General features: G+C 50.6%; 20 protein-coding genes, 1 riboswitch and 1 other annotated feature. Of the genes, 6 read left to right on the top strand and 14 right to left on the bottom strand.

The annotated features are described in order from the left end of the window. Nucleotides 1–185 precede the first annotated feature (185 nt). Together SATMO3_RS00455 and SATMO3_RS00450 are read right to left on the bottom strand one after the other, a co-directional pair. Nucleotides 186–1493 (bottom strand): phenylacetate--CoA ligase family protein, encoded by a 1308-nt coding sequence (locus SATMO3_RS00455; RefSeq protein ID WP_371375962.1) that lies wholly within the window; start codon nucleotides 1491–1493, stop codon nucleotides 186–188. Beyond that, complete coding sequence (locus SATMO3_RS00450) at nucleotides 1490–2077, bottom strand: tryptophan transporter (protein ID WP_371375960.1); 588 nt, start codon at nucleotides 2075–2077, stop codon at nucleotides 1490–1492. The genes SATMO3_RS00455 and SATMO3_RS00450 overlap by 4 nt, the downstream gene beginning before the upstream one ends. An 875-nt stretch (nucleotides 2078–2952) precedes the next feature. Between SATMO3_RS00450 and SATMO3_RS00445 the strand changes: the two genes are divergently transcribed. The 4 genes from SATMO3_RS00445 to SATMO3_RS00430 are packed head-to-tail and all read left to right on the top strand — an operon-like array spanning nucleotide 2953 to nucleotide 6156. After that, complete coding sequence (locus tag SATMO3_RS00445; protein ID WP_371375958.1) at nucleotides 2953–3405, top strand: N-acetylmuramoyl-L-alanine amidase; 453 nt, start codon at nucleotides 2953–2955, stop codon at nucleotides 3403–3405. Beyond that, nucleotides 3318–3578, top strand: coding sequence for an N-acetylmuramoyl-L-alanine amidase (locus SATMO3_RS00440; RefSeq protein WP_371375955.1), 261 nt, complete (start codon nucleotides 3318–3320; stop codon nucleotides 3576–3578). The genes SATMO3_RS00445 and SATMO3_RS00440 overlap by 88 nt, the downstream gene beginning before the upstream one ends. Further along, nucleotides 3575–4492 carry a DUF5050 domain-containing protein gene (locus tag SATMO3_RS00435; protein WP_371375952.1) on the top strand — a complete coding sequence of 306 codons (918 nt, stop codon included), beginning with the start codon at nucleotides 3575–3577 and terminating at the stop codon, nucleotides 4490–4492. The genes SATMO3_RS00440 and SATMO3_RS00435 overlap by 4 nt, the downstream gene beginning before the upstream one ends. 47 nt (nucleotides 4493–4539) lie before the next feature. Continuing rightward, nucleotides 4540–6156 (top strand): serine hydrolase, encoded by a 1617-nt coding sequence (locus tag SATMO3_RS00430; protein ID WP_371375949.1) that lies wholly within the window; start codon nucleotides 4540–4542, stop codon nucleotides 6154–6156. 12 nt (nucleotides 6157–6168) lie between these two features. On the opposite strand, the gene SATMO3_RS00425 is transcribed toward SATMO3_RS00430, so the two are convergent. Together SATMO3_RS00425 and SATMO3_RS00420 are read right to left on the bottom strand one after the other, a co-directional pair. After that, nucleotides 6169–7854, bottom strand: a complete 1686-nt coding sequence (locus tag SATMO3_RS00425) for a VWA domain-containing protein (protein WP_371375946.1) — start codon at nucleotides 7852–7854, stop codon at nucleotides 6169–6171. Then, entirely contained in the window at nucleotides 7820–9115 is a 1296-nt protein-coding gene (locus SATMO3_RS00420; RefSeq protein ID WP_371375943.1) for a magnesium chelatase, read from the bottom strand. Before SATMO3_RS00420 ends, SATMO3_RS00425 begins: the two co-directional genes overlap by 35 nt. 240 nt (nucleotides 9116–9355) lie before the next feature. On the opposite strand from SATMO3_RS00420, the gene SATMO3_RS00415 reads away from it, so the two are divergent. Both SATMO3_RS00415 and SATMO3_RS00410 read left to right on the top strand, forming a co-directional pair. Beyond that, on the top strand, nucleotides 9356–9796 hold the full coding sequence (locus SATMO3_RS00415) for a MarR family winged helix-turn-helix transcriptional regulator (protein WP_371375941.1): 441 nt from the start codon (nucleotides 9356–9358) through the stop codon (nucleotides 9794–9796). Nucleotides 9797–9853: 57 nt separating this feature from the next. Then, nucleotides 9854–9941, top strand: a riboswitch (cyclic di-GMP riboswitch). A gap of 300 nt (nucleotides 9942–10241) precedes the next feature. Continuing rightward, nucleotides 10242–12215 carry a methyl-accepting chemotaxis protein gene (locus tag SATMO3_RS00410; protein ID WP_371375938.1) on the top strand — a complete coding sequence of 658 codons (1974 nt, stop codon included), beginning with the start codon at nucleotides 10242–10244 and terminating at the stop codon, nucleotides 12213–12215. A gap of 92 nt (nucleotides 12216–12307) precedes the next feature. Here the strand turns inward: SATMO3_RS00410 and SATMO3_RS00405 are convergent, their stop codons facing one another. From SATMO3_RS00405 to SATMO3_RS00360, 10 genes are all read right to left on the bottom strand, one after another. Then, complete coding sequence (locus SATMO3_RS00405) at nucleotides 12308–13540, bottom strand: LL-diaminopimelate aminotransferase (protein ID WP_371375936.1); 1233 nt, start codon at nucleotides 13538–13540, stop codon at nucleotides 12308–12310. A 184-nt stretch (nucleotides 13541–13724) separates the two neighbouring features. Continuing rightward, nucleotides 13725–14393, bottom strand: coding sequence for an energy-coupling factor transporter transmembrane protein EcfT (locus SATMO3_RS00400; protein WP_371375933.1), 669 nt, complete (start codon nucleotides 14391–14393; stop codon nucleotides 13725–13727). Further along, complete coding sequence (locus SATMO3_RS00395; protein WP_371375931.1) at nucleotides 14386–15219, bottom strand: energy-coupling factor ABC transporter ATP-binding protein; 834 nt, start codon at nucleotides 15217–15219, stop codon at nucleotides 14386–14388. Before SATMO3_RS00395 ends, SATMO3_RS00400 begins: the two co-directional genes overlap by 8 nt. Further along, a complete protein-coding gene (locus SATMO3_RS00390; RefSeq protein ID WP_371375928.1) occupies nucleotides 15212–16078 on the bottom strand; it encodes an energy-coupling factor ABC transporter ATP-binding protein in 867 nt (288 codons plus the stop codon). The genes SATMO3_RS00395 and SATMO3_RS00390 overlap by 8 nt, the downstream gene beginning before the upstream one ends. Nucleotides 16079–16082: 4 nt before the next feature. Beyond that, complete coding sequence (locus tag SATMO3_RS00385) at nucleotides 16083–16643, bottom strand: tryptophan transporter (protein WP_371375925.1); 561 nt, start codon at nucleotides 16641–16643, stop codon at nucleotides 16083–16085. Nucleotides 16644–16859: 216 nt separating this feature from the next. Then, nucleotides 16860–17119, bottom strand: a binding site (T-box leader). 93 nt (nucleotides 17120–17212) lie between these two features. Further along, nucleotides 17213–17686 (bottom strand): 8-oxo-dGTP diphosphatase, encoded by a 474-nt coding sequence (locus SATMO3_RS00380; protein WP_371375923.1) that lies wholly within the window; start codon nucleotides 17684–17686, stop codon nucleotides 17213–17215. A gap of 11 nt (nucleotides 17687–17697) precedes the next feature. After that, nucleotides 17698–18582: a diacylglycerol kinase family protein gene (locus SATMO3_RS00375; protein WP_371375920.1), complete on the bottom strand. Its 885-nt coding sequence runs from the start codon at nucleotides 18580–18582 to the stop codon at nucleotides 17698–17700. Nucleotides 18583–18670: 88 nt separating this feature from the next. Next, nucleotides 18671–19426: an MBL fold metallo-hydrolase gene (locus tag SATMO3_RS00370; protein ID WP_371375918.1), complete on the bottom strand. Its 756-nt coding sequence runs from the start codon at nucleotides 19424–19426 to the stop codon at nucleotides 18671–18673. 86 nt (nucleotides 19427–19512) lie between these two features. Then, a complete protein-coding gene (locus tag SATMO3_RS00365; protein ID WP_371375915.1) occupies nucleotides 19513–22728 on the bottom strand; it encodes an AAA family ATPase in 3216 nt (1071 codons plus the stop codon). After that, nucleotides 22725–23996 (bottom strand): exonuclease SbcCD subunit D, encoded by a 1272-nt coding sequence (locus SATMO3_RS00360; protein ID WP_371375913.1) that lies wholly within the window; start codon nucleotides 23994–23996, stop codon nucleotides 22725–22727. The genes SATMO3_RS00365 and SATMO3_RS00360 overlap by 4 nt, the downstream gene beginning before the upstream one ends. Nucleotides 23997–24341 lie beyond the last annotated feature (345 nt).

Genomic DNA, 24341 nt, shown 5'->3' with positions numbered 1-24341 from the left:
TTTTGCCATAAAATCCCCTCTCTGATTTTCAGCATATCATGCGTTTTAACTGTCCATCAAAGAAGGGACGGGGCACACAATTTCTTATTTCACACGCGACTTTATTAAAATACAATTATCATTTCGGTAAAAAACTCTGATATAGTAGCCAAAGCCTGCTCAGACCTCTCTGAACAGTCTTTTTGCTACGCTAATTTCCGGTTGTCAATAACCCGCTTGGCTTTGCCTTCGCTGCGCTCCAGCGTATGCGGTGCCACCATCCGCACGGTGCCTTTTACATTGAGCACAGCCTTGAGTTGTTTTTCAATGGCCTTTTCAAGGTCAGCCAGGCCGGCTGCGCCTAATTCCACGTAACCGGCTTCGGTGGGTTCTACCAGCACGGTCAGTTTATCCAGATTAGTTTCCCGGTCAATGATTAACTGATAATGCGGTGCCGTCGCCCCCATTTCGAGAAGCACGCTTTCAATCTGGGACGGGAATACATTGGCACCGCGAATAATGAGCATGTCGTCACTGCGGCCAGTGACCCGCTTCATGGTAATGCCGGTACGTCCGCAACTGCAGGGACGGCGTTCCAGTGAGGTAAGGTCTCTGGTCCGGTAGCGCAGCATCGGCATGCCCTCTTTGGTTAACGTGGTAATTACCAGTTCGCCGGTTTGCCCGTCCGGCAAAACCTCGCCGGTTTCAGGGTCAATGACCTCCGGATAGAACAAATCCTCATGGAAATGGAGCCCCTCTTGACAGCGGCAGTCGGTTGCCACACCCGGTCCGATAATTTCACTTAAGCCATAGACGTCATAAGCAGGCGCGCCGAAAGATTTTTCAAGCTCAAGCCGCATGCCGTCAGACCAGGCTTCGGCACCGCAAAAAACGGCGTTCAGCCCCAAGCGCTTCGGGTCGATGCCTTTGGCTTGCATGGCTTCGGCTAAGTGCAGCGCATAGGAGGGTGTAATAATAATATCGGTTACGTTAAAGTCCTGCATTAAAATGGCCTGACGGACAGGATTGCCTGACGAAGCCGGCACAATGGCCGCGCCGACATGTTCGGCGGCGTAGTGCATGCCGAGTCCGCCGGTAAACATGCCGTAGTTGACGGCAACCTGAAAAACCGATTCGGGTCCCAGGCCGCCGGCGGCCAGCGTCCGGCCCAATGATTCGGCCCACATGGCCAGGTCGTTCTTGGTATAGGCAACCGCCGTAGCCCGGCCGGTAGTGCCGCTGGAGGAGTGAAAGCGGGCGATATCTTTAAGCGGCACGGCCAGCATGCCGTAGGGATAATTATCACGCATATCCTGCTTAGTCGTCAGCGGCAGTTTGGCAATATCCTGCAGCGACTTAATATCCTGGGGCCTAACACCGGCGGCGTCCAGCCGCTGCCGGTAAAACGGCGAGTTTTGATACACTCTGGCCACCAGTTCCTGCAGCCGGCCCAGCTGCAGCTTTTGCATATCTTGGAGCGGCATGGTTTCTATTGCAGCATTTAACATGGTCATTTACTGATACCTTCTTCCTTGTAGTTGGCGTTAACTCCGCGCAAGAGAGCCGCCACCGGATAATACATGGCCTGGGCTATCACGGTATTGGTGGCAGCCACTGTCAGTACCACCGGCAGCATACCGTAGAGATATACCTTAAGCGGCAATCCCAGGATAAGTTTAGCCAAGGTGGTGAAGGTCAGACCGCTGGCCAGCGTTCCGAACAGGGCGCCCACGGCCGGCCTCAGTTCCAGCCGGCCTACTTTCATCGAAAAGGGCAGCCCGACAATACCGGCGCAAACCAAAGCCCCGACAGGTTCGCTGATCAGATTGCCATAGGGCAGCACAGACTTGGAAGTTGCCAGACACAAAGCGCCGGCCACCAGCCCGATACCGGCCGCCCTTCCCAATGAAGTCCGGAATAAAACGATGGACAGACAGTACATAGCAATAATCCAGTTGGGAGAAATACCGGCAATACTCGGACTGACCAGCCGTAAAATGGCCCCAATAGCCAGCAGCATGGCTGTCACAGCCGCCCAGCGAAACCGTCCCTCCTGACCAGTAGTAATGGTAACCAGCTCTTGCTTTTTGTTTTCCATTTTTACGTCCCCCTCTCTTTTTCTTGAAAGTTAAAATACAAAATCCCCGTCCCTTAGCTTATGCTGTGCATAAGCTAAGGGACGGGGATTAACCCGCGGTGCCACCCTTATTGGTCACGACCATACGCCCTGACCCGGCTCGTCAAAGTACAGGATCTACGATCCGATACCCGCTTCCTGATAACGGCGGAAGAAATCCGACAGCGCCTACCCCGCCTGCGGGCGGCTCGGGCTATATCTCCCAGGCCCATTCAACATACCGGATTTGCGCCAAACTCTCACTGCCATTGGCTCGCTGCAGCTTCCTCTGTATGTTTACTCTTCCTGGTCATCGACGATCAAATTATCAAAATATTGTATATATAATACCAAGATTTATGCACAGTTGTCAACACACAAATTACATCAAGGCTTAATTACATATTGGATCAGTTTTTAGCACCTGGCTCTGGCAGGTGTTTTTGTTTATAAGGCGAACACTCCTCACTATACAGTATCCCGTAAAGATATACAGGCAGAGGGTTAGTAAAAACGCAGGTTAGCCGTCGGATAGCGCCCGCATCGGAACGTTACCAACTCCTGTAGTCGATCCGCTCTTATACCGGTATGAGCCACAGTATCGCATACAAGAACAGAACAACCGCCTGCAAGTTCTTATTGCCGCAGACCAAAGCCTGCCTGAACTGAGAGCAGCCGGCTGCCTAACACAAACAATCGCTTCTTCCAGGCTAAACCGGCTAACAGCCGCAATACATAACAATGAAGTTTCAATAACAACAACTTACGATAAACGTAACGCCAAGGTTCAGGTTAGTACTGTTAAACGCAGGCAGCTGCCCCAGCCGGATAACACCATTCTCTTTCGCACATACCTTGTGCTAAGCTTTAACGATCCGGTGGCAGTCAAAACAATCAAAACGATAGTGCTCGATCCGGGGCATGGCGCCAGCGCCCTGGGCGCAACCAGCAATTACCTTATGGAAAAAGAGCTTAATCTTGATATTGCTTTATTCTGCCGCGATATTTTTCGCCAGCATGGTTATGACGTATATATGACCCGGACAGATGACAGCAATCCAGGATTACTGGACCGGGCCGATGCTGCAAACATTTTACAGGCTGACGCTTTTATTTCCATTCATAATAATTCGATGCCTGACGATATGCCAGACGCAGCAAAAAGTTATACCGCGGCACCACCGCACTTTATAATTCCACCGCTGTACAGCCGGCCAAGGAATTGGCCACCCTCCTTGCCGACGAACTGGCAGACGCTCTCAGAATTCAGAAATATCCGCTCCAAGACCGGCCCGGACTGGTTGTGTTAAATTCCACCTGGGTTCCGTCAGCACTGGCGGAAGTAGCTATGATGCCCCACCCGCAGGATGCCAAAATGATAGCTCAGCGAGTATACCGCTTGTCTGCAGCCCAGGCTATTTACCAGGCCACGGAAAAATACTTTACGCTTACTGCTATAGCAGCCGGAGGGAAAAAGCCATGAGCAGAGCCGCCCTTTTTATCCCCATGGTCGCAGCCGCCCTGGCGTTGTTGCTGCTGGTTGCCCCGGCGCCGTTAGCGGCAGCAGCCGCTAACGTTAATCTTGCCAATAATGGATTGGCTGTAGGCGACGCAGCCGGCGATATCTATTACCTTGATCTTGCCGGTGATATTTACGCGGGTGGCCGCGAAAATATATACCGTTTAAAAGCAGGGGAAAACACACCTGTAGTTCTTAATGACGACGAAGCCTGGAACCTAAATATTTCCGGGAAATATCTCTACTACAGCAACTGGTCGGATAATCACCGCCTCTACCGGCTGAGCCTGGACCGCTCTGAAAAAATCAAGCTGGGAGACGATCCGGTCAATCAGATTGCCATCACCGGTGATTATCTCGTATATATAAAATGGTCGAATAACCGTTCCCTGTCGGATAATCATATCTATAAACTGCCGTTGACCGGTGGAATGCCAGAGCAACTTGGCAATGACGCCGCTGAAAACTTATGCGTCTCCGGCGACTGGATTTATTATCTCAATCCCGCCGATGGCTATAGCATCTACCGTATCGGAATAGAGGGTACCGGCCGCAGCAAAATCTCCAATGACCAGGTTCTCTTTATGACGGTCCAGGATGACATTATCTATTACAGCAACTACAGCGACGGCCAAAAGCTTTATTCAATCGGAACAGACGGCACGCGGCGCAATAAGTTAACAGATGACAAGGCCGGGTTTATTAATACCAGTGGTAGCTATGTCTACTACACAAACGGATCGGCCAACCACGCTTTATACCGGATAGCAGCAAACGGGCAAAATCGTCAGGCAGTCTGCGACCTGAATACCGGGCCGCTGCCTATTAATGCTGTTAATGGTACTGTTTACTATAACCGCTTATTTTTCCGGCTATAGAATGTTGACCCAAGCGAGCCTTTCCCGCAATTAAAGGAGGCGTCTCCATGTCTTTTACCATTTTTCTAAAACGACTGCCTGTTATTATAACAGGTCTGGCGCTAATACTGATTTGGGCTGCTCAACCGGCGTTCGCCGGCTACTATCCCCTGCCGCCTTACGAACGTCCGGCCAAGCCAACCGCTCTTGATAAAAAGCTATTGGCAGCTATGGAGGATCATAAAATCGTCGGTCTGTCTGCCGCCGTATTTACCAATAATAAACTGATCTGGAGCGGCGGTTATGGCTGGGCCGATCTTCGCACTTCCCGGCCCGTAACCGCTGACACCGTTTTTAGGATGGCTTCTTTATCCAAAATGGTTACGGCAACCGCCCTTATGCAGCTATATGACCAGGGCAAGTTTAACCTTGACGATGATATCAGCGCCTATCTGGGATATCCCGTCCGTAACCCAAACTATCCTGACGTCAAAATAACCTTCCGCCAGCTTTTAAACCATACTTCCAGCATTGTCGACAGCAGAGCCTATAATAGCCTTGTCGCCGGAACGCCTGAGCTGCTGCAGGAGGTCAATATCCGCGACATGCTTGTCCCGAAAGGCCGGTATTATGATCCTGATACATTCGCCGATTATGCCCCTGGCTCCCAGTTTAGTTATTCTAACTTCGGCACCGGCATTATCGGCTCTCTTGTCGAAAAAATTTCCGGCATCTCTTTCGAACAATATTGCTCCCGCTTCATTTTCAGCCCTATCGGCATGGATGCCAGCTTTGAGCCGGCTGATATTAAAAACTGGCGGAATGTTGCCGTACTGTACAGACCTACCGGCCAGATACAAGCTTTCCGGCCTACCAAAGATGATTATCAAGGCGTCAAGCCGGAGTCAGCTCCAATTACCGCCAGTGCACTGAGCCATTCTCCGGCCGGTGGCTTGCGCTCCAGCGCAGTCGATTTCGCCAAGTTTATGCAAGCCCATATGAACTATAACCGTAATCGTATTCTTAAAGCTGATACCAGCGATCTTATGCATCAATTGCAGTGGTTTGGCGACAGTATGCATGGTTTTTATAAACAAAAAGGACTCAATTTTCATATAACCGATGACTTGGTACCGGGAAAACGACTTGTCGGTCACTCGGGCGAAGCCTACGGCCTGGCCAGTGATGCATATTATGACCAAGACAGCAACCTCGGCATTGTATTCATGATGAACGGCGCCGATTTGTCTGACGCTAACCCGTACTATACCGCTGAAACCGATATCGCCAAAACCCTCTTTGATGCATTTGCCCCCGGGGGATCTTCCAAGAAGCCCCGGCAAATAAAAACCAAAGCCAATACTCCCCTGGTCATTGTCAATAACCGTAAAATAATCCTGCCCGCACCGGCAGTTATAAGCAAGGCAGGAAAAACGCAAAGCCTCTACTTACCGGCCATTTCGGTTGCCGATGCGCTTGCTGTTGGCATTGAGCAGGCGAAGGATGAATTCACTTTTACTTCCGGTCAGAAAAAAGCTATCCTAAAAATCGGCCGCCCCACGATCATTGCTGACGGCAGGACTATTGTCCTGCCTCAGGCACCGTACATGAATAACGGACATGCTATGATACCTATCCGCGAATTAGCTGCCGCCCTTAACCTGAACGCCAAAATCAGTTCCTAACGACTTGACGCATCATTGCATTACCTGTGCAGTGAACTCTGAGAAAATATAAGCAACACCGCCGGCCGTATAGGCCAGTTTCTGCAAAAAAACATCCTCATCGTCCAGCCCAATACATAAAAAACCGCACCCGGCCTGATCTATTTCGGCTGCTGCAAACAGCGCCTCTGACATTGGATCAGCATTTTCGCCATATTTGCGGCCAGGTATTCCGTCAGTTAGAAGAACGATCAACGGATGTTTTGTCTGCTGTCCGATAATATAAGCGAGCGACTGCTTTAGACCAAGCGCCAGCGGCGTAGCCCCGGCGGGTGTCAGATTATTAAACGCACTCAGAACAGCCTGACGGCTATAGGTAAACGGCTGCAGCAGTTCAGCCCGGCTGTCCTGAAAATGCACCAGACTAACCCGACCGTAACCATAACGGCAAATCTCTCCGGCCAAATATTGGGCTGCCTGCAGCCGCCGACCGGCCATACTGCCGCTACTGTCAACCACAAAGCAGGTATCGCAGCCGCGCTTTGGGCGCCGGGCTATAAACCGTATATCCAGAGGGTGAATGCGCAGCCTGCCGGTCATATCCTCAGTCAGAAAACGCGCTGCCGCCGCACTGACGGTAGCGGCAACATCTAGTTCTGATAGCGAATAAATACAGGCGCCAGCCGCTTTTAGCCCGTTCTCCTGTAAACGGCGTGATAATGAGCTGGCAGCCGTAACCTTGCTTTTGTTATTTATCCGTGTTATAGCCTGCTGCCAGCTCTCAAACAGTCGCGGGGCATAAAGGCAAATATCTGCCGCGCTCGCTTGTGATATGGTTTTATCTGACCTGCAACCGGTAAACATTTCGCCGGAATGACACTGGTCTACTCCGATAAGGGTCTGTCCGCCGCCTTTGCCTTTGCTATTTTCGGAAGGAGCAGATTGCCCAACTGAATGCCGGTCCGGTTCTTGCGCCTGCCAATTATCACTTGCCGCGCCAGCCGGCTTGCTGCCCTCCTGGCTTGCCGGGGCGTCCTTAAGAAATGAATCTGTCTGGTCAGTGTACGGACTAAGGTCATTTTGCCCGCCGGCAGATTCAACATAACTAATTCGTTCATTTCGCCTCGGTTCCAGGCCCATGTTCTGGATTGCAGTTTCTACAGCCGCAACAATATAGAGCAGACATGCGAAATCTGCGGTTGGCAGACTTAGCGCCACATGGACATGATTTTCATGAACCCGTCGCACTGACGGCTTCTGCCCGCTTCTTAAGCTGCCCGTAATCCTGCCGCCGCCGGTAGCTGTCTGAATATCGATAAGCTCCGGGTTAACAATCCCTTGACAAAACCCGTCGGCCTGCTGAGCCGCCTGCGTATTATACAAGGCAACGGCCCGGCAAATATAGCTTGCCGCCAGTTTATGGTCAATCTCACCGCACTCATGGAAAATATCCAGATGGCAAACAGCACCGCAGTCGCTGCGGTGATAAAAAATCTTACCGGCATCGGTATCCACTAATATCTGGACATGCTCGGGATTGTGGGAGTCAAAGGCATGAACCTTGGTACTTACTACAGCACTTTGACCCAACCGAGCGGCCTGTTCGGCCGCAAGCGCCTGAGCAATACTGTTAGCTGCCCCGCCCAGTTGAAGTAAAAGCAAACGTTCTAAGTTCGCGTTAAGATTATCTGCCATGCTGATTGATTTCGATCGTGACAAACTGATCTTCCGGCAAGTGGGTTATGGGGGTGGCAGGGTTGGGCGGCGCAATAATGGTTGTCGCCAAAGGATCAATTATATGCGCCCCTCCTGGCTGCCCGCTGCCTTGGGTACCGGTATCAGGCAGCCAGGGACGGTTTCTAAGCAGGTTCACTATCTGCGACTTAAGTGACGATAAGAGTGCCGCCACAGGGGAAACAGCTTTTGCGGGGCTGGTTGCCGAAGCTACGCAGTTAATCGGCGCATACTCTTGACCGCACAGTAAACGGTTAAGGAATTCCATAATTGCCGCTATTGTTTCTTGATTATTCCGGTGCATCAATGCCAGCGGCGCTACTTGCATTAGCTCAGCCACACCGGCAGTCGGTCGGCCGGCGAGTAATGCAGTCAGGCAAGCTGCTGTTTCCATAGCGGTAATACTCCGCAGACTTTCCAGGTTGAACTCAAGGTATATTCTTCCGAGAACCTCGCGCAAATCCTGACTAGGCGTAACATCCTGCAAGCTGCCCAGTGGCTGACATACAGGCAGATCTACTCTCTGCCTGTTATCTTCCCCTGCTAAAATGCGAACGACATCCTGACTATTATCCGGCCGTCCCATTGTCACCGCCAAGTCAAAGCGGTCGGCCAACTGTTTTCTGATACGGTTAAGCGGTCCAGGATCCTCATCCGGATTGGACGCAGCCCAAATACTTACGGTAACCGGCAATTCAACCACCGGCAAGCCGGGCTCCTCGATTTGTACCCGGCCAGGTCTCGTGCCCATTACATCCAGAAGAATATCAGCCAATTCAGGTGATGTATCGGCCAGACGGTTGATTTCGTCGATAAAAACTATACCCCGGTGCGCCTGGGGAATGGTGCCGGGCAGCAAGGCTGCCAGCGGCTTGGCAGGATCGGTAAGCTTGACAAGGTCAATACTGCCAACAACGGTTCCGGGTTTAGCAGCCTGCGAGATTTCTAAAAAAGGACGTGGAACCTCTTCCGTACCTAAAACTGCAATCTCATCCCGGGACAAATGGCGATGGAACGGGCAATGCGGCGCAGCCGGATCACAATTGTACAGGCAGTTTTTTATCCGGGTAATAGGAGGCAGTAAAGCCCGTGCCATCCGCATAATAGTCGTCTTGCCTGTACCACGCAGCCCTTCGGCCTGGATATGAAACGGCCTGTCATTAACGAGAGCGGCCACTGACATCTCAACTGCCCGGAATAAATCCCGGTTGCCGGTATGCCTGATAAGCCGGATATATTCATGCATATCATTCCCCTCCGGATTCTTTTGTTATATTATGTAGTGTTCCCCTCGGAGTGACATCCATGCTCACATAAAAAATCCAGAATATGTATTTGTATAGCTTATTTCTACTATCTAAGCTACGCGCAAAGAAAAAATATGACATTATTTTTAAAATTAATACAGAAATTGGTATACTTTTGCAAATAAATGTAATATAATTTGAAATAATACTTAACTAGCTAATGATTGAGGTAACTTTGAGTGCAAATCGACGAAATGCTCATGCATCAGCTTTTCCAAACAACCCGTATTATTTCTTATAGTTTAAATCGCTTTTTTAAACCCTATAATCTTCATTTTTCAGAGTGGGGAATAATCATAATTTTAATGAATAGTGCCCCCCTGACGCAGCGTCAATTAGCCTGTTATTTGAAAATTGAGCCGGCGTCTATATCCAAAAGTTTAGCCGGTTTAGAGAAAAAAGGACTCATCATCCGGGAAACAGGTACAGACCGAAGAGAGAAAAATGTCTTCTTAACCGAAAAATCCAAAAGCCTCTACCAGCAATGGAATTCCATTGCAGAAAAGCATCGAAAAACGATTTTGGCGGATTTAACTCTGGAAAAGAAACAGGAATTGCATTTGCAACTAAAAAATATTTATCAGGCGACGCAGCTGTATGACGAGAAAAGTCGTATATGAAGATGGCATCAGTCATGTGAGAATACCGTCTACAAGACGAACATTATACTATTAAACTGAATATGTAGGCATACTTGCCGAAAGGCAAGGACGCAAAGCCATGGGTCTAAAGGCAGTGAGTGCCTATGATTGCCAGGTTGCAAATTCGATTCTGTTAAATCGATGGATCAGGCCTGCCCATAGCGGGTCTTTATTTTTTTCCTGATCTGCCTTATTGCTGCCAGAACCAGGTACATTCATAACTTGGGCGTGCTGCGCCTTGATCGGGATTGGAGGGATTTCTGGAAGATTAATAATAATTTCGGAGCATTAGCATTATTAGCAGATGTACTAATTATAACGCTAAACATTCTATTAATAGTTTTCTTTTGCAGCATTTTATATAGCTTATTCACACTGCTCCTAAACTGGATTTTGCACTAAATGCGGAAATGGAGAGATGAGCTTGAAAAGCTTACGAGCAAAGCTTGCCGTAACAGTAATAACGCTATTTGTAATTGCGCTTAGCACACTTGCTGGTCTAAATTACTGGCAATCGCAAAAAATGCTGGTACAGGATGTTGAAAAAGAACTTTCGCTCTTGGCACAAACCAATGGCGAAGCTGTCGGGCTATGGCTTGTAGAGCATAAAACCGAATTAGAAACCATCGCACGGTCGCCGGTTATGACCAGCGGCAATCGCGACGCCATGGTATCTTATATTATTTCAGAAATAAACAATAACAAGCTATATGAAAACATCTTTTGGACAGATAGTAACGGTAACTACGTTGATACCCGCGGCTTAGCGGGCAATTCAACAAGCCGCCCTTACTTCAAACAGGCAATTGAGGGGAAAACCACCATCACCGATCCGATTATATCCCCGGGCAGCGGTAAACTGGTCGTAGTAATTGCTACCCCCATCAAAGCTGACGGACGCATTATCGGAATTTTGGCTGGGGCCATTAATATCGAAGAAGTGGAAAAGCGTATTCTGGATATTAAAGTGGCCCAGACCGGGTATGCCTATGTTTTACGGACTGACGGCACAATAATCGTCCATCCCAATAAAGAATTAGTAAACAAAGCCAATGTTAACAACGATCCTAATGCAACCCCCGCTCTGAAAGCAGCTGCTGAAAAGATGCTGCGTGGAGAAACAGGAATTTCCAGTTATCCTTATGCAGGTGTGGAAAAGTATTTAGCCTATGCACCAATTACCGGAACTTCCTGGTCCCTGGGAGTAACAGTGCCTGCCAACGAAGCCAAAGCCCAGCTAAACGCCTTTGCCTGGATTTCACTAATTACAATTATTACGGTACTGATTTTAGCTATCATAGTTATTCTCTGGTCAGCGGCACGCATCACCAAACCGCTGCTGATTCTTGAAGAAACAGCCAGCCGTATTGCCGGCGGCAATCTGAGTATAACCAGCATCAATGTACGCTCACAGGACGAGTTGGGCCGGCTGGCCCGGGCCTTTGAAACCATGATAGGCAACCTGCGGGCACTTGTAAAAAAAATTGATACATCCTCAGAAATGGTGGCCGCATCGGCTGAGGAACTGACTGCCAGTGCCGACCAGTCATCGCAAGCCGCCACGCAGGTGACACATTCAATTACCGATGTATCTAAAGGCATGGAAGAACAATTAAGCGCGGCCAATGATACCTCGGCGGTGGTTCAACAGATGTCAGCCAGCATCCAGCAAATTGCCGCCAACGTCACTGAAGTCGCTACCCAGTCAGCCCAGGCTTCAGGCAAAGCCAACGAAGGCAATAACGCGGTGGAAAAAGCAGTAAGTCAAATGACCCATATTGAACAGACCGTTACAAGTTCTGCTGGGGTTGTGGCCAAATTAGGCGAACGCTCTAAAGAAATCGGCCAGATTGTGGATACTATTTCCGGTATTGCCGGCCAGACCAATCTACTGGCCCTCAACGCCGCCATCGAAGCAGCCAGGGCCGGTGAACAGGGACGCGGCTTTGCCGTAGTAGCGGAAGAAGTCCGCAAATTAGCCGAACAATCGCAGGATGCAGCCAAACAAATTGCTGTTTTGATCAGTGAGATTCAGGGCGACACCGCTAAAGCGGTAATCGCCATGAATGAGGGAACCAGGGAAGTTAAGCTGGGAGCTGAAGTAGTCAATGCTTCCGGGCAAGCCTTCCTGGAAATTACCACACTTGTTGCTCAAGTATCTAATCAGATCGGAGAAATTTCCTCAGCCATCGAACAGATGGCTGTAGGCAGTCAGCAAATTGTTAACTCAGTAAAACGGATTGATGACTTAAGTAAACGAGCCTCCGCAGAAACACAGACCGTGTCAGCCGCCACAGAGGAGCAATCGGCATCTATGGAGGAAATCGCCTCTTCAAGTCAAGTTCTGGCCAAACTGGCCGTGGAACTCAGAGAAGCTGTTAATAAATTTGAGGTTTAGGTTGCTGCACACAGCGACAATAAAGAGTAAGAGAAGCCGCTCGTTTGAGCGGCTTCTCTTACTCTCGGTAGAATTCCTGTTATGCAGGAATTCTACAAGCTCAGTTTAGTTTTGATGCGTTCAATCGCTTCCTGCGTACTTTCCTGGCTGCCGAAGGCTGTAAGACGGAAATATCCTTCGCCGGCAGGACCAAACCCGGAACCGGGTGTACCTACAATGTTGACCTCTGTCAACAGTTTGTCGAAAAACGCCCAGGAGTCATAACCGGCCGGTGTTTTTAGCCAAATGTACGGTGCATTGACACCGCCAAACACTTCCAAACCAATGCTTTTGAGTCCTTCCCGGATAGTCTTGGCATTGGCCATATAGTAGCTGATAAGCTGCTTTATCTGCTGTTGACCCTCTGGTGTATATACCGCTTCCGCCCCCCGCTGGATGATATAGGGGACGCCATTAAACTTGGTGGTTTGGCGACGGTTCCACAATTTATTCAGCGGATACTGACTGCCGTCTTTCAGGGATGCCATAACTGTTTTCGGTACTACGGTAAAGGCGCAGCGCGTACCGGTAAAGCCGGCATTTTTCGAGAACGTTCTAAATTCAATAGCTACATCCTTAGCCCCTTCGATCTCATAAATACTGTGAGGGATACCCGGCTCCTGAATATAGGCTTCATAAGCTGCGTCATAGAGAATAATAGAACCGTTGGCCTTGGCGTAATCAACCCATTTTTTTAGTTCTTCCTTGGACAGCGTAGTACCTGTCGGATTATTAGGGAAGCATAGGTAAATAATATCAACCGGTTCTTCAGGCAACGCCGGTATAAAATTATTCTCCGCATTGCAGGTCAGATAGGTCACACCGGCAAACTTGCCGCCGGCCAACTCGCCACTGCGGCCGGCCATGATATTAGTATCAAGATAAACAGGATATACAGGGTCGGTAATGGCAACTATGTTATCAATACCGAAAATCTCCTGGATATTGCCTACATCACTCTTGGAACCGTCGCTGACAAATATTTCGTCAACTTCAAGGGTTACCCCAAGCGGCTTATAGTCGGTAGCAATAATTTTTTCAATCAAAAATGCGTAGCCTTGTTCAGGACCATAACCACGGAAGGTTTCGGCTTTGGCCATTTCATCTACGGCCGTATGCAAACCTTTTATGACAGCCTCCGGCAATGGTTTGGTCACATCACCGATACCAAGTCTGATAATATTGGCATTGGGATTATCCTCTTTAAACTTGGTCACACGTCTTGCTATTTCAGCAAACAGATAGCTCCCAGGCAATTTAAGATAGTTTTCATTAATTAAGGCCATGTTTGAACTCCTCTCTGGTTTGTATAATTTGGCGGTTTTAGTTGTTCCCCAAAGCACCAGGGGTAATACGACAGAAAACAGCGATATTTGGTATTATATTCTGCTATATGTACATTTTTCCTCTTTGTCTTTATAAAAAAATGATTGCTGCCACTCTCTGTCTCGCCAGCGGCAACAATCATTTTCAGCAGATAGCCAATCCTATTGTAAGTCCCAGCATAGCAAGCATAGCTACATAGTCAGAACCACCCAGCGCTATATCGGCCGTAAACTGGCGGCGTCCCTGCCGTCCGAAGCCTCTAAGTTCCAGGCTCATAGCCATGGTTTCCGAGCGTGATACCGCCCGGAGAACAAGCGGTTCGACAATAACAACATAGTCCCGCAGGCGCTTTAACGGATTGCCGCGGAAGACGTATCCCCGGCAGGCCTGAGCCTCCCGCACGGCCTGGCTTTCTTCTAAAAAGTCCGGTACAAACCGGAGCGCCGAAGTAAACATAAAAGCATACTCATACGGAATCCGGCACTGACTTACCAAAGCGGCTGTCAAATCCTGCAGCTTAGTGGTGGCTAATAAGAAGATAAAAACAATCGACATGGCAAACATTTTAAGTCCTGAAAGCAGCGAAAACTCAATTGTACTGCCAAATACATACTGGATGACTGCCAAAATTCCGGCAAATATCGCCAACCCGCCGGCTGCCTTGATATGTTTTTCGGCTGGCCGGTACAGTGCAAATATGAACAGTTCGCCGCCGGCCAGAGCCGCTTGCCCCGCTAAGGTTGGGATAATCAAAGCCCAGACCGAAACCGCGGCAGTTAGAATTAATTTTGTAAGCGGCGCAAGCTTAGGCATACTGTTCCCTCCCTTTTTTAATAGCAGCTCCCAGCAAGTCTGTCAGTTCAGCTGCATTGCCGGCGTCAATGCCTGTAAGTTGCTGACTGAGCGCAACAGCAGCCGGCGGCAAAAGCCCCCAGGCCGCAATATTCCGGCTACCGTCAAATAACTCGGCCGGCGTACCGTCAAACACCTTTTTCCCCTGGTTGAGCACAACGGCTCTGCCTGCATACCGGGCAATCAGTTCCATATCATGGGTAACCAGAATAATGGTAATGCCTTGTTGGTTGAGACCGGTCAAGAGCTCCATCAGGTTTTGGGCCTCCCATGGATCCTGGCCGCTGGTCGGCTCATCAAGTATAAGCATTTTCGGTCTCATGGCAATAGCCGAAGCAATCGCCACTTTTTGCTTATGCCCCCGGCTCAGCATGCGCGGGAAATTGCCGGCCAGTTCTGTAAGACCGGTCATTTTGAGCGCCCAGGCAACCGATTCATTAATGGCCTCCGGGCTAAATCCCAGTTGTTCCGGTCCATAGGCAATTTCTTTCAGTACCGTTTCCCGGAATATCTGCCTGTCCGGGTTCTGAAACACATAGCCGATACTCCGCGCCATATCGGCCGGCGTCATGGCTGCCGTACCGTTACCGGCGAACTGAATGCTGCCGCCCGCCGGCTTAATCAGTGACATGGCCAGACGGGTCAGGGTTGTTTTGCCACTGCCGTTTCGGCCGGCAAGGGCTACAAACTCACCGGCTCTCACGGCAAAATCAACATGATCGAGTGCCCTACCGCCATTTTTATACGTAAAAACAATATCTTGTATATTTAAAAGAGTATCAGGCACTTCTGGCCACTCCTCTGCTCTCGTTTGCCGTTAACTGGTTCAATTCTGCAGCGGCTTGTTCTCCGGTTTTCCAGTCGCCAAATTTTACGCCGGTTCTTTCTTCCAGAGTCAGCTTGATAACCCACAGGGGAGGAACACCCAGTTTAAGCTCCGGCTGCTGCCACATATAAGAAAGCGTCTCACCGACTTCACCGGCAAAATTCAGTCTGCCATCCCGCAAAACAAGGATTTGGCTGGCGTAAGGCAGTATCCGTGCCAGTTGGTGTTCCACAACAATAATTGTTTTTCCCTGCCGGTTAAGCTCAGCGAGCAGTTCATATACTCCGGCCGCGCCTTCCGGATCAAGCGCCGACGCCGGCTCGTCAAGCACCAGTATATCAGGCGCCATAACCAGCACCGACGCAATGGCCAAGCGTTGCTTTTGCCCGCCGGAAAGGCCTGCGACCTCGCGATTCTCAAAGCCAGCCAACCCCACCATTGTTAGCGCCTGACTAACCTTTTCGGCAATCTCACTGCGGCTGCAGCCTGAAGTCTCCAGTCCAAAGGCCACCTCTTCCGCAGCCGTCAACGCAACCAGCTGGCTTTCATAGTCAGCCAGTACGGTTCCTACCTGCTCAGCCAGTTCACCCATGCTGCTTTGCGAGGAATTGACACCGCCGACTTGTACCGCTCCGCCCTGCCGTCCGCCAAAATAATGCGGCACCACACCGGCAATTGCCAGCGCCAGACTGGTTTTGCCGGCACCGCTGGGGCCGGTAATAACACTGAAAGATCCCCGGGGAATGGTTACGGTAATATCATTAAGTACTAACTCACTGTTCGGATATGCGTAGGAAAAGTGTTCAAACACAACCGCCATTAGCTTATTCCTCCTTGCCGCCAAATAACCGTTTCGCCGGGAAATAAAGCAGTTGGGTAATAACTATATTAATGCCGGCTACCGTTAGCACGACAGGCAGCATAGCATACAGATAAACGGCTGTCGGCAAAGATAAAACCACTTTTAGAATAGTTATAAACGTGAAACCGCTGGCCACCGTGCTGATACCGGCGGTTATTGCCGGTCGCAGGTTAACGCCGCCCAGTTTCATGCTTAGGGAGGTATGGACCAGCAGCGCACAAACCAGAGCGCCAACCGGTTCGCTGGCAAAGTTCGCATAGGGCAAAGCGGCCTTGGAAATGGGAATGGAAATGGCTCCGGTAACCAAACCAATGCCAATCGCCTGCTTATAATTCACTTTGGTTAAATTGATAGCAATACAGTACATCGCAATCAGCCAGTTCGGTGTAATACCGGCAATTGCCGGCGTAACCAATTTTAGAATAACACCTATAGCCAGGAGCAGCGCCGTGACTGCCACCCAGCGAAAACGTCCCTCTTGCCCGGTTTTAATTGTAACTAGTTCTTGCTGCTTAGTCTCCACGTGAACTCCTCCTCGTTAATAATATGTGCTGCCGGAATTGCAGAGAAGTCGTCAGCTGCGAGGCACCCCGAGGACTGGAACGCCAGCGTACACGGCAGTACGCTGGAGCGAAGCCCGCAGGAGTAACGAAGCAGATGGCGGCTTATCTGCAATTCTAATGGGTTCGGCAATAAATAAAACAAAACCCCGTCCCTTAAATTATGCTCCTAGCATAATCTAAGGGACGGGGTATTATAACCCGCGGTGCCACCCTAATTGACCAGATAAACCGGTCCGGCTTGCTTAAGTACAGGACAAAAGTCCGATACCCGCTTCCTGGTAACGGTGGAAGAAACCGACAGCGCCTACCCCGCTTTTCGCGGCTCGGACTGTATCTCCCAGGCCCATTCGACATGCTGAGCAGCGCCAAACTTCCACTACCATTGGCTCGCTGTGGCCCTCTGACCATGTGTACTCTTCCTGGTCATCGATAATAACCATATCTGTTAGTGCAAAGTATAGCAAAATATCGGGCCGTCTGTCAATTGTTTTTTAATGCGACACTTAGGTATAGAGCAAAACGGCCGGTATTATTCGGTCCGGATGGTAATGGCATCAACCTCTTCATTATCTGCAGAAAAAACAACCTCGCCTTTTACCCTTTTGCCCTTAAGCACGGCTGGCAGCCAGTAACTGTCGTCAGCCCACATCTCTTTATAGGGAATTTCAGTCACCGCAAACCACTCCGGTTTCATTTCCGGCGTCTCTTTAGGCTGCCCTTTCCAGGACCGCACTATATATAGATGCACGTCGTGGTCAAGCTCCGGATTTTCGGGGAAAACAAACATCAGCTCGCCCATATCCTCAAGATCTTCTTCCCGTACAATAAGACCGCATTCTTCCTTTAACTCCCGCACAGCTGCAGTCACCGGCGTCTCGCCATCCTCGATTTTTCCGCCAAAGCCGTTATATTTGCCCCGGCCAAAGCCGGTCTTCTTCATACCCAGTAAAATACGTTCTGCCGGCCGGCCCTCAACAGGCAGGCACAATGTTGTGGAACGCATAATAGTCCCTCCTATGCTAACCGAAAAACTTTTAACTTATTGGTTATTGTTGAAATGGCCAGTGGCAACAGCGGCCCCAGCTCCCCATCCAAATCACTTTCCACCGGCTCTTCACACTCAATATAAATGTTGGCGGCTTGTAAATGCCGGATGTGGCTGCTAGAGGTATGCCGGCCGGCGAAAATACTGATAAACAAGCCCATAAGTTCCGAAATACTGCATTTATTAACAACTAACAAATCCAGCATGCCATCATCAATTTTGGCTTTGGGGGCCAACGTGGGAAAGCTGCCAACCATTCCACTGTTCATAACCAGGAATAAGAGAATATCATCCTGGATAATCTGTCCGTCTGCCGTTATCTTTACATGCAGTGAGCGAAAGCTTGGCAATTCGCCCAATCCCTTGAGATAATACGCCATCCGGCCTAAGGTATTCTTTAGTGTAGTATCCACACTATGCGCCACAGAAGTTAACAGGCCTGCACTGGCAACATTAAGGAAATACTCGCCATTCACCCGCCCGACATCTACCGTACGCCATACACCGCCGGTAACAGCCCTAAGACATACAGACAAGTCTTTGCCAAAACCCAAATGACTGGCAAAATCATTGCATGTGCCGCTGGGGATAATGCCCAGCGGCACATCAATTTCTTCCGCCAGCATAGCATTGATAACTTCATGCACCGTGCCATCGCCGCCGGCCACGATAAAACCGTCTGTCGCAATTCCCCGGACCTGACTGATAAAGGACCGGATATCTCCCTTGAGCCTGGTGCGGAACGGCAGAACCAGTCCGCCGGATACCTGCAGGTATTCGATTACCTCATCCAGGCGGGACTTAAACTTGGCATCTCCTGATACCGGATTATAGATTAGTGCATATTTTTTCATTCCATCCCCCCGAGCCTAACGGCAAGATACTGCAGTCTCATAAGTCTCGGATCTAAATTCCGACCTGGACCGCCCGCTCCTTATTATATTAGCAGAAATTAAGCCACTGGCCGTCCGCCGGAACATGTACCCGGCTGTCCAGCCCCTCCTGATATAGGAAACGCTTGAGTTCATCCCGGGTCAATAGACAATGATTGATTGCTTCCATATGAACTACCACCAGGTTAGCACTGGGAGCCTGCCTGCATACCTGAACAATATCCTCTGTCCCCATTGTAATCGGCTCACCTTGGTTGAACCTTGCCGCTCCGCCGAACAGAATGATTACGTCAGGCCTATGTATTGCCAGCGTCTCTGCCACCTCCGGGCACCAGATAGTATCCCCGGCAATATAGATGGTCGGCTCACCGGCAGATTTGAGTACATAGCCGGATACCGGCGCCATTTTCCGGCCAATTTCACCCGTACCATGCTGTCCCCCTGTCCGGACAATGGAAATACCCTGCCAGGAAACATTTGAAATTACAGCCTGTACATTGGCAAACCCCTGTTGCTTCAGTTTGTCAGAATCCTCCGGCTGGCAAAACACCGGCATGGCTTTAGGCAACTGTTCACCAGCAGCGCTGTCAAAATGATCCCGGTGCATATGGGTAACAAGACAGCAGTCGGCTTTTACTACTTCCGCCAACTCAACAGGTAAATCCACAAGCGGGTTGCGGCGCTGATTGGGTGAGTTGTCGATAGGTGTCATGCTTTCTGCCGGGCCCAGAACTGGATCAACCAGCAAGACAAGATCATGTATATAGAGGTGAAAAGTAGCATGCCTCACATGCCGAAGTTTCATCAGCCATTCCCCCCATTAAAACTATTTGCATTTGCTATCCAGATTATACCACAACAATCTGCCGTCTGCAGCAAATTACCGTCTTTTTACGCCTCTTCCAGGCGAACATAGCTGCCACGCCCGGCCGGCTGGGCCGGCTCGACTACTAAGCGGCGCGGCATACGCTGCCTTAGTTCAGATACATGACTGATGACGCCGATAGTCAGACGTTCCAGATGCAATTTTTCCAGGCTGGACATGGCAACATCCAACGCATATTGATCCAGCGACCCAAAGCCCTCGTCTAAAAAGAAAAATTCCAGCGGATATTTTCCTCTCAACTGAATTTGAGCTGACAGCGCCAAAGCCAGTGCCAGCGACGCCTGAAAGGTTTCCCCGCCTGACAGCGTACTGACAGGCCGCCTGACACCGCCGTTGGCGTCATCCCGGATTAGAAACCCGCCGTCAGAGCTCATTTCCAATGCATACCGGTGCTGCGTAATCTGTTTCAGACGTTCCGAGGCCTGACGGGCCACAAGGTCCATTTGTTCCTGCGCTAAATATTCAACAAATACATTGCCCCTGAGGACAGTCCGCAGCGCCAGCAGGCAATCCTTCTTGTCCTTAAGTTCAAGCCGGCTGCTCTCCAGTTGTGACCACCGCAAATGCCTGGCCTCTATATCCCGATATTCCTTATCAGCCTCTATGCGCTGTTCTGCAGCCTTATTTTTAGCGGTTTCGTCAGCCAGTTTCCTTTGTACAAGTTGCTCCCACGCTGCATCGGTAACACACCGCCCGTTAAGAGCGCCTGCCAATTGCTCGCACTGGGCTGTCAGACGCTGCTCGCCAGCCGCATATTCTTTAAGTATACGGCGGTACTCTTCCTGCCGTGCTGCCGGAATATGCGCCTTTCTTACAGCCTCCGTATCGCCCAGGCCCTCCTCGGCAAGTTTGGCCTCAAACCTACCCGATAAAGCTTCCCGCCGTTTGGCAGCCTCCTGCCAGCTGGTATCGGCCCGGGCGCAGGCCTGCTCGGCTTCGCTAGCAGCGTTGGCCGCCTTTTCCGCCCGTTCCTGCGCCATACTCTCTTCCCGGCGAATTGTTTCCAGTTCCTGCTGAGTCCGGGACAAAAGCTGATTAGCCGGGATACCGCCGGTAATAGCGCGAAGTTCCTGACTTTTTGCTTTTTCCAGTTCATTAAGACTGGCCAGCCGTGCTGTTAGCGCCGCTAAATCAGCTTCCGCCGTTTGTACAGAACGCTGTAATTCCGGGATCTTCGCTTGATTTATTTCGTATTGCTGCCGGTAACCGGCAAGCTGCTTCGCTATAGATTCGTACTGCCGGTCCTGGGAAACAATATACTCATTGATGGCCTGCATTTGCCCCAGTGCAGTTTCGGCTGCCATGCCGGCGGAAGTTTCCTGACCTGCTTCCTGTAGCGCGCTGCTAAGCTGGGCTAAGGCAGCGGCTACCGCCTCCCGGGCTTCGACATAATCCTCCCTGATCAGGTTAAGTTCACTAAGCGCCGTTGCTGCCTGCTGCTCCAGCGCTGCCGCTGCCGTTCTGATCTTATTTAGGTTTTCCCGTTCCGCCGCCACAGCCTTGCCTGTTTCGGCCAGTGCCTGTGTCAGTTTGGCAATATGCGCTTTGGCAGCCATAATATCTTGCTCAAAGTTTTGCTCTGCCGCCGTAGTTGCGTGCGCCCTGACGCCTACCGGCCGGGGATGACTGGTTGAACCGCAAACAGGGCAGGCTTGTCCCGGAACTAATTCACCCGCTAAACGAGCGGCAGCCGTCTGTTTCTCACCGGCTATCAGTTGGTCAAGCTGCGCTGTCGCGGCGGCTAGCTGCTTCTGGGCTGCCTGTACTTCGGCAAGCTCCAGCTCCTGTAACCTTTGCTCTGCCTGGCTAAGCTTTTCCCGGGCCTGACTGGCAGCAGCCTCGGCGGCAGTCAGGTGCTGTTTACGCAAAACACCTTGCTGTTTAACCTTGCCTGCGGCCTCCCTTCTTTGCTCAAGTGTGTGCGCCGCCTGCTGGCATAGCTGGGCCTGCTTCCGCATGGCAGCGCTAATAGCAACTGCCAGTTGCTGCTGCTCCAGCTCTTTTATAGTAGCAGCCAGAGCCTCATTCTTAGCTGCCTGCTGCGTAACGGCCTGACTGGCAGTCCTACAGTTCGCTTGCTGCTGTTGTTGCTGCCGGCCTAAAGACATAGTCTCCTGCGCCAGCCGCGTTACTTCTTTTTCCAGGGTAACAGCCGCGTCCAGTTTGGTTCGCCGCTCAATCAGCTCAGGCTCTAGTTTTAGGCGGGCTTGCTGGGCCGCCATATACATAGACGTCTGCCGTCCGGATTCTTCGGCCGTTTTTTTTGCCAGTTCCGCCGTCTGCTGCTTAGTGTCGGCCGCAGCCTGCTGCGCTGTTTGGCTGGCAATAAATTCATCAAGCACAGGTAATACCCTTGCCGCCTTTTCAGCTTGTTCAAGCGCAATGCCCAGCGACTTTATTTCTGGTTCGCGTTGGCGATGAGCAGCCAGCTCCAGCTGCTTTTTATTCAGTTCATTTTGCAAGCCGTGGATTTCCTTGGTTTCATTGTAAAGCCGTTCAGTCTCTTTATATTGGTGCAGCGCAGCGGCCTCGGCCTGCCGGGCGGCTGTAAGCACAGCCGCCGCCTCTTTTACCCTGGCGGGCGAGGCATCGCCGATGCCTTTTTGCTCGCTCTCCATTTCAATATAGCTAACTTCCGTAATTTTATAGCGGTCGTTTACTTTATTCAGCAATACATTGCCATACTGCTCCAGGGAAAACAGCCGCTGCAGCATCTCCCGCCGCTCTTTGCCGCCTAAATTCAAAAACTCGGCAAACTTTCCCTGCGGCAGCACAACAGCACGGGTAAAGTCCTCTTCTCTGAGACCAAGCAACTGGGTAACTTTATCAGTGACGTCCCTGTCCTTATCGGCCAGAATCTCTTCGTGTTCCCCGGCTACAGCCACCAACCGGCTGTGGGTGTTTGTCACGGCCAACTGATCCTTACGGGTATAGCGCCGTTCTGCACGGTAGATGCGGTATGCGTCCCCCTGCCCCAGCGAGAACATCAGCGAAACCTTCACTTGTTTTTCGGCGTGGTTTAAAATACCCTGCGTACGCCGGCCGGCTCTCACGACAGTGCCATATAAAGCCAGTGTCATGGCATCAAGGATCGATGACTTGCCGCTGCCCGTTGGGCCAAAAATCCCGAATACCCCGAGTTCGCTTAACTGGGCAAAAGGAATTTCCTGCTCTTCCCGAAAACTATGCAGCCCGGAAATTTTCAGCAAAAGTGGTTTCATTCTGCCGCCTCCTCCCTGCCGGCTTCCGCGTGGTCACCTGTTTCATCTATAATACTCTGGCTTAATTCCAGAAACAATTCGACAAGCTTGTCATCTGGTTTTAAACCGCCGTTTTGCTGTTCATAAAACCGGATAAACAATTCGTTAAGGGGCAGAGTATTTAGCCGGACTGCCTCCGCTCCGCTGCCGGCAGCCGGCGAGTTAAAGACAGGCTTGATATTAACAAATCCCTGATGCAGCGACCGCAGCTCCTGAATTTCATCCAACGCCAAAGCCTTAGTAATTTCTATTTCCACTTCGATCCAGGCGTCTTTATCCCGCCCGGCCATAACCCATTCCCGTATTTCAGGCAAGCCGCCCGTTGCCCGCCAGCGGACAAGCGGCCTGCCGGCTGAGAGATGCACTTCCCGAATACTCACCGGCTGGCCCGGCTGAGCATCGACAACAGTTACTGATTTCGCGTAGCCGGTTTCCGAGAAGCTGTAGGCCAGCGGAGAACCGGCGTAACGGCAGGGCGCCGCTGCGCCGCCCACATATTGGGGACGGTGCAAATGACCCAAAGCAATATATTGCGCACTGACCGGCAATATCATGGGATCAACGGCATAAGCGCCGCCCACCTGAATCTGCTGCTCAGAGTCAGACTCAATTCCGCCCCGTACGTACAGATGACTTACCGCCAGGTTAACGGTATCTGCGCGGTATTTACCATTAAGTGAGGCAAATAGTCCTGCCAGCCTGTCATTATATCCCTGTCGTAACTCCTTGTCTTCGAGCGACGCAGCCAGTAGCTCCTTAAGTCGTCCCTCGGACGGATAAGCAAGAGCGGCAATAACAGCTGTATGCTGAACACCGGGCACGGCCAGCTCCAACCAGGCCTGGCCGCCGGCAAGCCGCCGGACTCGCCCTAAGCCGGGATTAGTCGGACCAAGCTCTTCTTTGGGGAATCCGGCCAGTGTAATCCCTAAACGAGCCGCCAGCGGTGAAGCGGCACATAACCTTTCCGGATTGTCATGGTTACCGGCTACAATAACAAGGCCGCGTTTACCATGGTCTGCCAATTTGTCGACAGCGTAATAAAATAACTCCTCAGCGGCTGCGCTGGGATTCGGACTTTGAAAGACATCCCCGGCCACCAATACCAGATCAATACGCTCATCAACACAAAGACTACATAATTCCTCAACAAAGGCCTGCTGTTCCGGCAGCCTGTCCCGCCCCTCGATGGTTTTGCCAAAATGCCAGTCGGCTGTATGTAAAATCCGCACGATTTGTTGCTCCTTTATGATATAGTAAAGCATGCTTTGAGTGACTTTCGCCTTACATACAAAAATTCCTGCACAAAGCGCGGGGTTCCTATCCCGTATTGCATTTGCTAAATAATGAATACTAAACGAAAGTCATATTTTCACGTTATTGTCCTCAATACTAGGCCTAGCCATCTTTCTATAAAAATGAACAAAAGGGGGCAAGAAACCTTGTGCAGTTCAATGCTAAATGGACAACAATACTGTTTCTTAGTCGGAATAGCCATATTCAATTTGTATTAACAAAACTCTCAATGCTATGTGTAACGGTTTGGCAAGTTGTCCGTTTTGACCGGTAAAAAGCTC

Origin of the sequence: Sporomusa aerivorans, assembly GCF_041428895.1 — a bacterium.
GTDB classification, from domain to species: domain Bacteria; phylum Bacillota; class Negativicutes; order Sporomusales; family Sporomusaceae; genus Sporomusa; species Sporomusa aerivorans.
The sequence above is the reverse complement of the archived record's forward strand: the minus strand, read 5'-3'. Positions and strand labels throughout refer to the sequence as shown.

Coding starts and splice junctions, on each gene's coding strand:
- SATMO3_RS00455 (WP_371375962.1), bottom strand. CDS start 1,493: ATGACCATGTTAAATGCTGCAATAGAAACCATGCCGCTCCAAGATATG.
- SATMO3_RS00450 (WP_371375960.1), bottom strand. CDS start 2,077: ATGGAAAACAAAAAGCAAGAGCTGGTTACCATTACTACTGGTCAGGAG.
- SATMO3_RS00435 (WP_371375952.1), top strand. CDS start 3,575: ATGAGCAGAGCCGCCCTTTTTATCCCCATGGTCGCAGCCGCCCTGGCG.
- SATMO3_RS00430 (WP_371375949.1), top strand. CDS start 4,540: ATGTCTTTTACCATTTTTCTAAAACGACTGCCTGTTATTATAACAGGT.
- SATMO3_RS00420 (WP_371375943.1), bottom strand. CDS start 9,115: ATGCATGAATATATCCGGCTTATCAGGCATACCGGCAACCGGGATTTA.
- SATMO3_RS00405 (WP_371375936.1), bottom strand. CDS start 13,540: ATGGCCTTAATTAATGAAAACTATCTTAAATTGCCTGGGAGCTATCTG.
- SATMO3_RS00400 (WP_371375933.1), bottom strand. CDS start 14,393: ATGCCTAAGCTTGCGCCGCTTACAAAATTAATTCTAACTGCCGCGGTT.
- SATMO3_RS00390 (WP_371375928.1), bottom strand. CDS start 16,078: ATGGCGGTTGTGTTTGAACACTTTTCCTACGCATATCCGAACAGTGAG.
- SATMO3_RS00380 (WP_371375923.1), bottom strand. CDS start 17,686: ATGCGTTCCACAACATTGTGCCTGCCTGTTGAGGGCCGGCCGGCAGAA.
- SATMO3_RS00375 (WP_371375920.1), bottom strand. CDS start 18,582: ATGAAAAAATATGCACTAATCTATAATCCGGTATCAGGAGATGCCAAG.
- SATMO3_RS00370 (WP_371375918.1), bottom strand. CDS start 19,426: ATGAAACTTCGGCATGTGAGGCATGCTACTTTTCACCTCTATATACAT.
- SATMO3_RS00365 (WP_371375915.1), bottom strand. CDS start 22,728: ATGAAACCACTTTTGCTGAAAATTTCCGGGCTGCATAGTTTTCGGGAA.